The organism is Desulfuromonas soudanensis, assembly GCF_001278055.1.
Classification (GTDB): domain Bacteria; phylum Desulfobacterota; class Desulfuromonadia; order Desulfuromonadales; family WTL; genus Deferrimonas; species Deferrimonas soudanensis.
In genome coordinates this window covers 3553645-3566542 of record NZ_CP010802.1, presented here as the reverse complement: position 1 = coordinate 3566542, position 12898 = coordinate 3553645, and the positions used below count along the sequence as shown (strand labels likewise).

The 12898-nt window shown below is 60.7% G+C and carries 11 protein-coding genes; 9 read left to right on the top strand and 2 right to left on the bottom strand.

The annotated features are described in order from the left end of the window. The first annotated feature begins 13 nt into the window (after positions 1-13). The 9 genes from DSOUD_RS15910 (at position 14) to DSOUD_RS15875 (ending at position 12129) form a co-directional block, all read left to right on the top strand. On the top strand, positions 14-571 hold the full coding sequence (locus DSOUD_RS15910) for a DUF4150 domain-containing protein (protein WP_053551935.1): 558 nt from the start codon (positions 14-16) through the stop codon (positions 569-571). Then, the gene (locus DSOUD_RS15905) at positions 568-3897 is read left to right on the top strand and encodes a toxin VasX (RefSeq protein WP_053551934.1); all 3330 of its coding nucleotides are present in this window, start codon (positions 568-570) and stop codon (positions 3895-3897) included. Before DSOUD_RS15910 ends, DSOUD_RS15905 begins: the two co-directional genes overlap by 4 nt. Before the next feature lie 26 nt (positions 3898-3923). Continuing rightward, complete coding sequence (locus tag DSOUD_RS15900) at positions 3924-4988, top strand: hypothetical protein (protein WP_053551933.1); 1065 nt, start codon at positions 3924-3926, stop codon at positions 4986-4988. A 116-nt stretch (positions 4989-5104) separates the two neighbouring features. After that, positions 5105-5581, top strand: coding sequence for a DUF805 domain-containing protein (locus DSOUD_RS18050; protein WP_082351326.1), 477 nt, complete (start codon positions 5105-5107; stop codon positions 5579-5581). A 183-nt stretch (positions 5582-5764) separates the two neighbouring features. Then, positions 5765-7642 carry an NAD-dependent DNA ligase LigA gene (gene ligA, locus DSOUD_RS15895; protein WP_053551932.1) on the top strand — a complete coding sequence of 626 codons (1878 nt, stop codon included), beginning with the start codon at positions 5765-5767 and terminating at the stop codon, positions 7640-7642. An 87-nt stretch (positions 7643-7729) separates the two neighbouring features. Continuing rightward, the gene (locus tag DSOUD_RS15890; protein ID WP_053551931.1) at positions 7730-8989 is read left to right on the top strand and encodes a hypothetical protein; all 1260 of its coding nucleotides are present in this window, start codon (positions 7730-7732) and stop codon (positions 8987-8989) included. Then, complete coding sequence (locus DSOUD_RS15885; protein ID WP_053551930.1) at positions 8982-10016, top strand: DUF2169 family type VI secretion system accessory protein; 1035 nt, start codon at positions 8982-8984, stop codon at positions 10014-10016. The genes DSOUD_RS15890 and DSOUD_RS15885 overlap by 8 nt, the downstream gene beginning before the upstream one ends. Further along, positions 10013-11134, top strand: a complete 1122-nt coding sequence (locus DSOUD_RS15880; RefSeq protein WP_053551929.1) for a hypothetical protein — start codon at positions 10013-10015, stop codon at positions 11132-11134. Before DSOUD_RS15885 ends, DSOUD_RS15880 begins: the two co-directional genes overlap by 4 nt. Positions 11135-11214: 80 nt before the next feature. Then, the gene (locus tag DSOUD_RS15875; protein WP_053551928.1) at positions 11215-12129 is read left to right on the top strand and encodes a phospholipase A; all 915 of its coding nucleotides are present in this window, start codon (positions 11215-11217) and stop codon (positions 12127-12129) included. A gap of 143 nt (positions 12130-12272) precedes the next feature. Here the strand turns inward: DSOUD_RS15875 and DSOUD_RS15870 are convergent, their stop codons facing one another. Then, the gene (locus DSOUD_RS15870) at positions 12273-12578 is read right to left on the bottom strand and encodes a cupin domain-containing protein (protein ID WP_053551927.1); all 306 of its coding nucleotides are present in this window, start codon (positions 12576-12578) and stop codon (positions 12273-12275) included. A gap of 59 nt (positions 12579-12637) precedes the next feature. Next, positions 12638-12817, bottom strand: a complete 180-nt coding sequence (locus DSOUD_RS15865; protein ID WP_053551926.1) for a hypothetical protein — start codon at positions 12815-12817, stop codon at positions 12638-12640. Positions 12818-12898: the final 81 nt, after the last annotated feature.

Here is a 12898-nt window from a genome sequence, read left to right as displayed (position 1 = left end):
ACCGGGGCATTTTATGGGCAACGTCCTCATCAACGGCCGCACCGCCGTCCATGCCGGTAGTAAAGGCACCCTGAGCACCGTCGACATCTGCCTCACCCAGATCGGTCAGGCGGTGGTCCCCATCCCCTACAGCAACGTCGCCCGGTCGAGCGACGCCGACGGCACCGCCAGCAGCGTCCTCATCGACGGTAAGCCCGCCTGCCACAGGGACTCGACCTTTGCCAGGAGCGCCGGCGACGAGGCGGGGAACAGGAAGGGGCTCATCTCCGGCACCATCCAGGGGAAGGCCGAGTTCATCACCGCATCAGGCAATGTCTATTTCGAAGGGGTCGCCGCCGTGCGCGCCTTCGACCTGATGACCTCCAACAACGGCAACACCGCACCGATGCCGCTGATGCAGCCCGGCGCCGGGGCGCCGCCGCAGGGAGCGCTGGAGGGTGCGCAGGAGCGCCAGGCGAGCGAAGCGCCGGATGTCATCGGCTGGGAGGTCGCCGGCTTCAATCCGCAACGGCTCAAGGGGATGCTGGAGTCCGCCCCCGAGCCGCAAGGAACCGAGGGAGAAGAGGGATGAGCGAGTCCGCCCAGAAGATCGATCCCAGGGAGATCGTCGTTAAACCGGTCGGCTCCGGAGAGCAGAAAGAAGGGAGCCGGGAGCTCCTTTTTTCCGTCAGCCCCGGGAAAAAGATGGTCTGGCTCAAGCTTAAGGATGCCGAGTTCGGCTGGAACAACCTTACTCTGGGGACCGTCGAGCCGGAAAAAAAGGGGGAGGCGACCAGGGGGGCCAATGTCCTGGTGCCGGTCGTGCCGCTCCGCTACACCACCGCCGAGTGCGACGAGGAGGAGGCCGACAAGCTCCGCCCCGGCTGGGTCTACGTCTTTCGCCGCGAGGTCGGGGAGGAGGGCCCTATGCAGCTGTGGCGGGAGCTGGCTGTGGACGATGCAGGGTATTTCAGTGACGTCCACCTGGGGAAGATGGATGGAAAGGATCTGCGCCGGGCCACCGGGTCTCCCGACAGCCGCATTCTTCTTCCCTACAAGGTCTTTAACGTCGAGCAGGAGATCCTCATGGCCTACTCAGAGGTGCAATGGAGCTGGGTCCGGGTGCAGAAAGTCGCCGAGGATGCCGAACTGCAGGGGGAGCGGCTGCAGCGCATCCCCCTGGCGGGGTATGAAAACAACTTTGCGCGTAACACTCCTGCGGGCAACGACGCGGTCGTCAAGAATGTCGAGGAGGCGCCGCAGTTGTACCATTTGAGTCTGTTGCGCAGGGAGAAGGTTCCGGTTGTCTATCTGCATGACCCGCTGGGGGTGGCGGAAAGATATATCGATGCCTTTTTTACCGTCGAAGGAGACTTGGCAGGAATAATCAAAGGGCTGCCAGAGCTAAAGCCGATCGAAGGACGGGAGGAAATCAAAGGTTTCTCCCTGGCGGACAAACAGGCATATTATCGTTCTGCGGTTATGACCTACCGAACCTTCTTCGATCCCCAACTCTCTAAGCGCAGCCGGAAATTTCTCGTCAAGGGGGTGGTGACAACCAAAGAGTTCGATACCCCGATTGGCCAAGCTGCAAACGAAATTGACAGGATCTACCTTGAGGAGATCCTTGCGGTACAAAAACGTAAAGAATTGCGTGCCCAGATCAGGGAGATTAAGCGCATCTATGTTGAGTTTCTTGAGGGTAAATTCAATGGCCGAGACCTTAAAACCGAATATCCTGATTTTGTCGATATAAACGCCGCATTGCGCGACTTTTCCAGCCAGGAAGGCGCCGCTTTTATTCTTTTTTGGGACAAGGTTAAGGAGCTAATCTGTTTTCTCAATCACGATCCTAGCGTGCTCGATTCTTCTCACGACATCGCTTCGCTTGTTGCGGCAGAGCGTCCCAAGCTTGAAGATGACCCCGGTCACCGCTTCTTGGATAGCCTGCTTGAACCTGCGCACCCCCTGCATAGCATCCTGTTTCCAAGTGCCGAGCAGGTCGACATCTATACGGCGGAGATGGATTTAGATCTGAACCACGATCAGCAGAGTGAGTCGGCCCGAAACAGTGAAAATTTCCGCCCGGCCTGTTTTGCGACTGCGATTGCCGCTTCTCGACGGCCCCCCAGAGGGGCAGCCAGTAATCTCAAAAACACCTTGGCTCAAAGCGAAAAAATTGTCGCCGATATCTTGTCCAGTTTTCAAAAGCAGTGGCAGCTGGCCCTAAAAAACAGCTCTACAGTTAAAATCGAACCGCTACTTCGCCTTGTCAAAGGGGCGAAGATTCCCGAACTTGCTGGCATGCACATCGCCAAGGCTGGCAGTGATCTGGGCGGACAGGTCGTCATCGACGGCAAGCTGCGGATCATGAAGGTTCTCAATCGTCATCAGCGCAGGGCGGCCACTTCAGTTGCAGAAAAGCTGGCGGTAGATTCTATAAACATCGTTGATTCTCGCACCAGAAAGGTGATCGGGAGCCAAAGGATAACCGATCTGGGTAACTTCAAGGGTGCCTCACCTAAAGTGTCCAATCAGGATTGGACCGACCTCTGGGGTCAGTCCTGTAAAACCGGCAACCGGGTTAATATTGTCCGCACGCACGCTGATCTCGTCGTCGTGCCTGAGACCTCACCCTATGTCGTCAAATATCATAACCCCGATGCTGTTAGCAGTTCAGCTGTCGGTACGCAAATTAAAGCGCTGCGCGGTCTCAGCAGAACCCTGCCGCCGTTGGTCGCGGTGTTGGAGGGGTGGAACCTGATCTCTACAACTAATGCAGCAATTGCAAGCAAAGAGAGTGTCGCCAGGAAGTCCTCAAGAATTCTGACGGGCTTTTTTTCCCTCGCTTATGCCTCCACGGACGCGGCAATTAAGATTGGTGGCGAAGAGGCTGTCGCCAACAAGCTTGCCAACTACGGCAAAACGGGCAGGATGGGCAGCAGAATAGTCAAAGGCAGCATAAAAATCTTTAGCAAGGAGATCAAAATCTTTGGCGCGGCCGGAGCAGGGGTAGCAGGTCTCGGCGCAGTTATGTCGGCCTGGGAGATGATTGATAGTATTCAGCACGATGATGACGATGCGGCGCTGGGGCATGGAATCGCAATGGCGGGTACGCTCGGGTTGGCGCTGGCGGGTCTGGGCTCCAGCGGCGTTACCATGCTGGCCTTCCTTGGCCCTTACGGCTGGGCTTTTATGGGGGTTGCCATCCTCGGCAGTGTTTTAGCCTATGCCTTCACGGACACCGACATGGAAAAATGGGCCAAGCATGGTCTCTTTAGCGTGGATCAAGAAACTCGGATGACCCACGAATTCTCCCAAAAAACGCCGCAAGAAATGCTTGAACATTTTATGGGGATGTTCATGCGTCCCTCCATGACCATGGAAAAGGATACATCAACCGGAAGCAGAAACGAGCAGGGCAATTTGATTCCGGATATCGTGGTTGAGGTTATCGCCCCCGGCTTTGAACCCGACCTCAGCAATCTTGACGTGCGCGCAACCTTCGAAGAAGGAGAGGTTGACATACGCGGACATCAACCCACACTCGCTCGGTTGAGTGGTGAGCAGAAAAGTCAAACCCCGTATCTTATTGAGCAGCTCTATGCCGACGAACAAAGCCAACAAATTATCGGAGTTCGCTACCGGTACCGCGCACCGAGTTCGCACCCTCTCCGCTGGCGCTCCTGTGCCCGTCATATCACTAAAGATAGGATTGTTTTGCCGCAATATTCACAGGGGCAAACAAGCAAGAGTACCGATATGCTCTCTTGCCATACCTCTCTAAACATTGGCATGCTGGCCAGTCATGGCCCGATCGGCCCTGCCACCGCTTCACAACAAGCAAGCCTGCAAGCTAAAGAGAACGGTGCCAAGATTATTGATACCGTGCCTGGCTGGGTCTATGCAAAGTTGTAACGAATGAACAAACAAGGACAATCAGGATGAAAAATCAGTATTACGCCGACACCGCCTATGACAGTACCTCCCCGCGCACCTTTGCCTCGGGTAACAATCTGCAGTTTGGGATGACGACCCGCAAGCTGCGCGTGATGCCGTTGAACACTAACGGCATTCATTGTCGTGAATGCCTGGCCGAGGATGATGCCGAAGTCATCGAACTTCTGAACGAGGACAGTGCCGAGGTCCGTAAACAGTTAGAAGCCGCCGGGCACGAAGCCCAACCCTGGCAGACCTTTGGTAATCCCCGTGCTGTGGTGACGGTAGTGACTGCAGTGGTGGGTCTTTTCATTGTGTTCGGGGGCTTACCTGGCCTTGTCACAATGATATTAATCGGAGGTGTAGGTTTTTTTGAAGCAATTAAAGGATGTAGCTATTTGCTCGTCCCTGCATTTTCTATCTATGCTATCGGCAAGCTCATCCTTCGCTACGATCTAGTCAAAGACAAAAATAACGTCCTGATCAACCGGCGCACCGGGATGATCTCCATCCCGCAGAAAAAAAGGGGGCTGCTGGAACTTCCGTTTGATGAATTCGATCCCTATCTGACCGCCGGAACCAACCCCACCGGCAGCAGTGAATTCTATCTGCAGCTTGGCCACCGTTACAGCGAGGCCCGAGTGCAGTATCCGCCCAATATGACCGAGCCCTGGCAGGTCTATCTGGCCTGGGAATACTGGCAGCAATACATGGATATATCCCAGCCGCTACCCGACACCCCGCGCATGGAGCCCTTCCGGTCGCGTGATCCGGTGACTGCCGCCTACGACAAAGAGCACAACCGTCCCGCAGATTACTGGAAGAAGACACCCGTCGATCAGGCCAGAAAGATGAAAATGGCGTCGGTGAAGAGCGCCGCCGCTTACCCCTGGGGAGCAAGCTACCAACAGGCGCGGGCAATGGGCTGGCAGCCTTCTGGCTACGGCGAGGGTCCATCCACCGAAAATCCTGCGCCACTACCCGATATGACAGTGTCACAAGAACCAGAAGTCCCACCCGAGGATTTTGCGGTGGTTGAACAGCGCGGAGATTTTGAGGTTTTTAAGTAAGGAATCGATATTGGGGTCAACTCTCCATTATTCACGAAACAGGGTCCACAACAGGGGTCAGGAATCTCAGAAAGCCTTCAGTTTAACCATTTACTAATATAGTCGTGGAGGAGTCAATGAATATAAAAACAGTTTTTGGAAAGATGCTTAGTTTGACGTCAATACATGGAAGAACAAGCCGCAAAAACTATCTTGTTTTCTTTTATGTAAGTATAGCAGTGACTGTTGCACTTGTTTTACTGCTTCCAGATACAGACAATTCATTTGTTTTTTTGATTTTATGGTTGCCAATTTATTGGATTGCTGCACCAAGTATAATTACGATAAAAAGATTTCATGATATTGGACTTAGCGGGAAATCTATATTTGTCACAACAATTATATCAATCATTCTGTTTGTAATAATTTGTTTTTTTCTCGTAATTGGTCTAGCTGCCGGCGTTGGTGGTGGTAACACCACGTTTCCTGCATGGTTTTTCCCTTTGTTTCTTTGTGCCATTCTAGCCTTTATTGGTGTTGTGGGACGCAATGTCCTTATCTGCCTTCGTCCAGGGCAAGAAGATGTGAACGCTTACGGTGAGTCGCCCAAGTAAATTTATGATGGAAGAGCCCTTAAAGTAGAGGAGGGAAAGTTGGGTCGCGGAGAAAGAAAACTTCCTTTTGTTTTGGCTACGCACGGTGATTTTGAGGGCTTGTGAGAAAGTTGCCGAATTTTGCCTGTTCTAAAATTTCGGGAGTCCGAACCTGTGGCATTTTTGATCATTTTGGAGGGAGGTATGTGTCGTAATCTCTGTCTTTGTTTCCTGTTCGTTCTCCTCCCGGGGATGTCATCGGCGGTCGGCGCTTCCGCCGGCTGTCCCGAACTTGTACCTGTCGTCGCCAAAAAGCGGATGGCCGATCTCGGTGGTGAAATAAGGTATCACGATGACCTCTATTACCGTGGGGCGCGGCCGGTCGTCAGCGATGCGGCCTACGACCGGCTCCTGGGCGAACTCCTTCGTCTCGAAGGATGCTTCCCCGAACTGGCGGACCCGGCCTCGCCGACCGCCGGGGTCGGCAGCAGCGACAAGGAGAAGCTGACCGTTGCCCACGAGGGGCCGATGCTCAGTCTGAACTCGACCGTCGGCAGCGAGGCGGTCGAGGCGCTGTTGCGGCGTCTGGCTCAACATCGCATCGGCGAGCCGCTCCTGGTGCAGCCGAAGGTCGACGGACTCCCCGTGGAACTCCTCTACAAAAAGGGGCGGCTGGTTTCGGCGGCGACGCGGGGGGACGGCCTCTCCGGAGAGGATGTGACGGAGCGCGCCGGCCGCGTCCAGGGGATTCCCCGGCAGCTGATCCCCCCTTTCCCGGAGCGGTTGGCGGTGCGGGGCGAAGTCTACGCCGATCTCCCTTTGTTCGCTGCGGCGCAGGCCGGGAAAACGCAGGAGGAGTGGTACTCTACCCCGCGGTACCTGGCGGCGGCGACCCTGCGGACCGGCAATCCGGATCCCTGGGCCCTGGCGGCGCTACGCTTCTTTCCCTACCAGTTGGTCAATCCCCTCTCCCTCGGCCGGACTCTGGAGTCCGAAAGGCAGGCGCTGCAACGCCTGGCAGCCTGGGGCTTCCCCGTTGCAGCCGCAGAGAGCCGCACGGCGAGAAATCTGGAGGAGATTCGGGCCGTCTATCGCCATTATCTCATCCATCGGTCCGAGCAGCCCTTTGCTATCGACGGCATCGTCGTCAAGGCCGACAGCCTCTCCCTGCAGAAGAAACTCGGCGAGGGAAGGCGGGCCCCCTCCTGGGCGGCCGCCTGGAAATTCCCTCCGGCGACAGTGCGGACGACGGTGGTGGGGATCGACTGGAGCACCGGCCGCACCGGCCGACGCACGCCGGTGGCCGAGGTGGCGCCGGTGACCCTCGGCGGCATCAGCGTCGCCCGGGCGTCGCTGCACAGTGAAGCGGAAATGGTCCGCCTCGGGGTCAGCGCGGGAGCCGAGGTCATCGTGGCCCTGATGGGGGATGTGATTCCCCAGATCATCGAGGTGGTGAGTCGTGGGCCCCATCCTCCGGGGCCGCTGGATCTTCTGACGGAGGCCCCGGCCATCGACGCCTGCCTGAGCGATTCGCCGCAGTGCCGGGAGCAGTTCCTGGCGCGGGCTCTTCATTTTGTATCGAATAAGGGACTTGATATTCCCGGGCTCGGCGCCGGACGGCTGCGCACGCTGATCGAGGCGGGACGCGTCACCGATCTCCCCTCATTTTTCGAGCTGCAGGAGAGCGATCTCGCCTTTCTCCCCGGATTCGGTGCCGATTCGGCCCGGCAGGTTTCCGAGTCTCTGGCGGCGGCCCGCCGGCCCCCCGTATCCAGGTTAATCCGTGCCATCGGCATCCCCGGGATCGGCCCGGCAAACGCCGAGCGACTCGGGAGCCATTTTCCCAACCTGGAATATCTGGCCGCCGCCGGAGTGGAAGAACTGTCCGCCATCCCCGGGCTTCAGTCGGAGCGGGCCGGGAATGTCCGGGCGTTTTTCGCCTCTTCGGGGGGCCAGAAGCTGCTGAAGCGCCTGCGCCTCCTCGGGATCGTCGAGCCGCCCGAGGAACCGGAGTCGGCGGCGATAACGACAACGCACCGCCGGGGAAGTTTCTCCGCAGTCCTTCCGCCGACGCTGAAGTGACGTCGGAGGCTACCAACGTTCAGCAGTGAAGAGAAACAGGGTAAAAATTGCCGCCGACGGTGGCTCGCCTGTCGAAAAGGACCCACCATGTACGTTCCCTTTGCCCGGTTGCACCGGGATTCGGCCGTCGCCCTCTTTCGCCAGCGCCAGGGGTGGCTGGCCCAGGACGCAACCGCCGCGGTCCCCCTCGGACGCCTCGAGCGACGGCTGCGGCTGCACCTCCATGTCCTGTCCCGGTGCGGCGACGAAGACCCGCCGCCGGAGAAGGGGCCGGAGACCTTCGTTCACCTGGCGGCCCGGCTCGATTCCCCCCTGGAGGGACAGCGCATCGCAGGGGTGGAAGCGGCCTGTGCTTTTCTTGCCGAGGGGGGGGCGCAGGGGGAGGGGGCCTTTGCCGCTCTGGCGCTTGTTGCTCCTCCGGAGGCGCAGGAGGCCCTTCTCGATCTCTACCGCGGCCACGAAGGGCTGCGTCCGACCCTCTTCCGGCTGTGGCGTGAGCAGGGCGTTGTCGTTCCGGCGGCGCTTGTCGCCAGGGATGAGCTGCGGCGGGGGGGTGTCGACCTTCAGCAAGCCGCTCTGGAATATGCTGCGGAAGCCCCGGCGGTCGGCCCGGAAATTTTTCGTTCCTTCTACCAACCGCTTCTTGGCGGGGCTGCGGCCCCAAAGATTCCCAAAACGCTGCTGGTCCCCGCCCTGTGGGGTGGGATGGTGCGCGGCGAGCGGGAGGCCAGCCGGGCCCTGCGCCGCGCCATCGAGCGGGAAACCGGCGCCGGGGATGAAGCCTTGCTGCGGCTGGCCGCTCTGGGAGGGGATGCCGATTTCTTGCCGGTGCTGCGCCGTCACTTCGAGACCGATCCCGCGCAAGGCGCCGGACTTCTGGCCCTGCACGGCAGAGCCGGGGCGGTCGAAATTCTCCTTGAAGCACTCAAGCATCCACCGGCGAGGACGGCTGTCGCCAGGGTCTGGCCGCATCTCACCGGATCCCCCCTCCCCCTCGTCCCCCGCCTGCGCCTGGTGGGGGACGAGAATCCCGGGGAGAACGCCGCCACCATCCCCGATCCCCTGGCCGCAATCCGCTGGTGGGAAGAGCACCGCAAGGAAGGGGCCGGACGCTGGATCGGCGGTGCGGCGATGAGCACCGCGCACCTGGCCGATCTGGCCGGGAAAACGAGCGGTACGGCCGGGCGCGACATCCTCGACCTCCTCGCCCTGCAGCTCGGGCGTCCCCTGGGACTTTCTGCCAACGCCGAGCAGGCCCGGCGGAGGGTGGCTCTTCAGGAAGCCCTGAATCAGGCGCCCTTAAGGGCCGTTAAACAGCAGCCCCCCGGAGTGTCCTGCCATGTTTGAACTCGACAATCCTACCCCCTGGGCCGCTGGCCTCTACCCCGGGTGGAGCCGGGATCGGCAGCGGCAACTCACCCTTGTCGTCAAGGCAGGCTTTTCCTTCGACGCGCGCGGACGGCTCGCCCCTCTCGCTTTGCCACCCATCGAGGAGGCAGATCGCTACCGCGGCGCGGCGGATCGATCGAGCCTGGCGGCAGCCTGCGAGACGGTCCCCTTCAAGGCCGGCGCCGAACTCCTTCTTTCCGGCACCGCCCGTCCCCTGCGCCCGGGGAATACCGGCACGGAAATCGAAGTAGGGCTGCGCCTGTCTGACGGTTGCTATTGGAAAAAGACTCTCGCCGTTTTCGGCGAGCGCCGCTGGGAATTGAGCCTCCTCAGGCCGGTGGTCAGCGCCCCGCAGCCGCTCCTGAACCTCCCTTTGTGCTATGAACACGCGTTTGGCGGCTGCGACCGGCACGACGAAAAGATGGTCTTTTCCGCCAACCCCGTGGGGAAGGGGTACAGTGGCAAGGGGTGGCGGCTCAAGGGGCTGGAACTGCCGCAGATCGAAAGCGGCCCCAAATTCATCGCCTCTCCCGGCAGTCGACCCCAGCCGGCCGGATTCGGTCCCATCGCTCCTTTCTGGGAACCGCGCAGTCGGGTCTCCGCGGCCCTCGATCTGGAGGCCGCGGCCCGCGCCGGCTCCCCCTTTGCCGCCAACGCCCCTGCCGACATGTACAACGCCGCTCCTCTGGACCAGCGTTTTGACCGTCCATTTTCCGGCGGGGAAGCCCTGAGCCTCAAGGGGCTCATCGAGGGTGCCTCGGCGCCGGAAGGGGTGCGCCTTGAACTGCCGCGGCTGCGGCCGCAGCTCACCCTGGCGGCGGGGGAGACCCGGCAAAGACTGACGGCGGTGTGCGACACCCTCCTTGTCGACGGTGACCGACGGCAACTCTTCCTGCTCTTTCGGGCGGCCATCCCCTTCAGCCTCAAGGCCCCGGCCGGGGGGTGGGTGTTGGTTCGTGAGCCCGATGCCGAGGTGCTTCCATGAAGTGGTCCAAAACCCTGTGTCCCGATTCGGGGGAAGCCCCGTCCTGTCCCTCCCGGCTCTCCGAAGGGTTCGATCCGGTTCCCGACATCCGGATCGGCGCCCTCGGTCTCTCTTGTCTCTCCGGCAACCAGCCCTTCGCCCTCCTCGGTGCGGTGGGGACCTCCCTGAGCGGCGCCCTGCCGAGCTCCTCCCTCACCGCAGCGGCCTCCGGTCAAGGGGGCGAGTCGCCGGTTCTGCGGGCACCGATTCCGGAACTGGAGGGACTCGATTCGCCTGGCGGGAGGATCACCTGCCTCGCCGAGGCAGCCCTGGGGCAGGCGCTCTTCGCCCTCTCCGAAGGGACGGACTGGAGCCGGGTTCTGGTCCTTACCCTCCTTCCTCCCCCTTCGAGTCCTCGCGGCAGGGCCCTTGAGACGTCGGCGCTGGAAGGGGCCCTGCGGACCCTTCATCCGGGATTGGTGCAGGCGAGTTTCCGTTTTGCCGAGGCCGAAGCGGGTGCAGTGGTACGTCTTAAGGAGATCGGTCAGGCGCTGGCCGGGGGGAGGTGGGAGGCGGTCCTCTTCGGGGGGGCCGACTCGCTGGTCGATGTTGGGACCTGCGGCACCCTCATCGGAAAGGGGCGGATCGCGACGGTCGCAGCCGCCGGGCTTTTCCCCGGCGAGGGGGCGGCCTATCTGCTGCTTCAGGGAGGGGGCGCCGGGACCCCGGGTCGGGCGCGGATCGCCGGGGCGGGGCACGCCCCCGAACCCCATCCCGGGGAGGCCGACAGTCACCCCATGACCGGACTTCATGCGGCCATCGAGGCAGCCCTGGCCGAGGCGAAGAGGGCTGCCGCCGATCTTGCGGTCGTCGTCCTTCCCTTCGGAGCCGAGACCTCCGGTCCTTTAGAATGGCACCAGGTGACGCAGCGCCTCTGGGCTCCCTCGTCGGCGTCGGTCGTCCGTCCCGCGGAGCTGCACCCTTCCCTCGTTTTGGGTGAGCTCGGCGCCGCGGCTCTCCCCGTCGCGCTGGTCCTCGGCTGTGCGCGTCTCGATTTCCGACATCCCGCCGCCGGCACGGTCCTGGTCTGCGAGGGGGGAGATCATCCGCAGCGCGGCGCGGTTCTGCTGACCCTGTGAAGGTGTAGCCGGATCGTCGGAAAACATGCTATCCTCCCCGTGGTCACGCTGCCAATAATGACCTGGGGGGGAGAGTTTAGATGAAACTGCGACGTTTGTATTCGCTGGGGCCGGTCCTTTTTCTCGTTTTCGGGCTGCTGCAGATTGCCGATCCTGCCGCGGCTCAGGAGACGGGAGGGGTGGCCGTCGCCGCGACCGCTCCAGGGGACGAATCGGCCATCGAAAAACGGAGCAAACTGGAACGTCATGTCTCCGGCAACCGTTTTGCCATTCTCCCCCACAAGCAGAACTATCTTCTCCCCGTCAGCTACAATTTTTCGCCCAACCGGGGAGACTCGGAGGAACTCGGCGACGGCATCAATCACGCCGAGGTCAAGTTTCAACTGAGTCTCAAGATGCCTCTCTGGGAAGGGATCTTTTCCAGGCGGGGGACGCTTTTCGGCGGCTACAGCCAGCAATCTTTTTGGCAGGCCTACAATTCCAACCGTTCGGCCCCCTTTCGCGAAACCAACTACGAACCCGAGCTCTTTCTCTCCTTCGACACCGATTTCGATGTCCTCGGGGCGCGCAACCGCATCGTCTCCTTCGGGGTGGTGCATCAGTCCAACGGTCGGAGCGAACCCTATTCCCGCAGTTGGAACAGGATCTTCGCGCTGCTCGCCTTCGAACGGGGCAACCTCTACTTTGCCCTCAAGCCCTGGTATCGGATCCCCGAGTCCCTTGAGGACGATGACAATCCGGATATCGATGCCTATCTTGGCTTCGGCGAGTTCTATGCCGTCTATTCCTGGCGCACCCAATGGCTGGGGCTGATGCTCCGCAACAACCTCCGCGCCGACAACCGCGGCGCAATCCAGATCGACTATAGCTTTCCCCTGATCAAAAAAATGGACGGCTACCTGCAGTTTTTCAACGGCTATGGAGAAAGTCTCTCCGACTACGACGAGTCCGTCAGCCGCATCGGCTGCGGAGTGATCATGGCCAACTGGCTCTGAGGGGTCTGGCTGCGGCGCAGCAGGGGGCGTACCGCCGTCGGGACGACGCGTCAAGAAATTGACTTTCGGAGGATGGGAAGGCTTCCTGCGGGGGTTTTTCGGGAAAAAGGGAAGACGTCGTGGAGGGCTTCGGAGGAGGGGGATTAGCGGGCGACGGCGATGAAATCGTAGCGCCCTCCCCCTTGCACGAGGAGGTACCTTGCCCGCTCCTTGCCGGGGTTTGCCACCCGGTGCGGTCGCCGGCAGGCGATCTCGCAACGGTCGCCGGGGTGGAGCGTCACGTTTTGCGGCGGGTCGAGGAGGTCGATGCCGATGCGCCCCTCGAGGCAAAAAATATTGTCGGTGACGGCGCTGTGGGTATGCCAGGGGACCTCCTCTTTTCCCTGGAGCGTCATGATCCGTACTCGGGCTTCCTCGCAATCGATCAGGACCTGCTGGGGTTCGCTCATGGGGTACCGCTCTCCGGGGGGAAGGTCTGCTCCCTTGGAAGTGGGTGCTGGGCTGGCGGCTACAGGGGCCGGGGCTGGCAGAGGTCGCGACCGGCATTGGCCCTGGCGCCGCATTTGCTGCAGATCACCGTCGGCCGGCTGGAACGTCGGTCGAGCTCTTCCATCAGTCCCTTCCTGAGAAGTTTGCACAGGTGCATATCGTGAGAACGGGGGGTCTGGCATTCTTCCGTTGGCTTCATTGTCGCCTCCTTGACCGTGCCTGGAGCCATTATAGCGCATTTCCCTTTCGAGATGCAGGGGGGCTACAAGGGGAAGGAGGG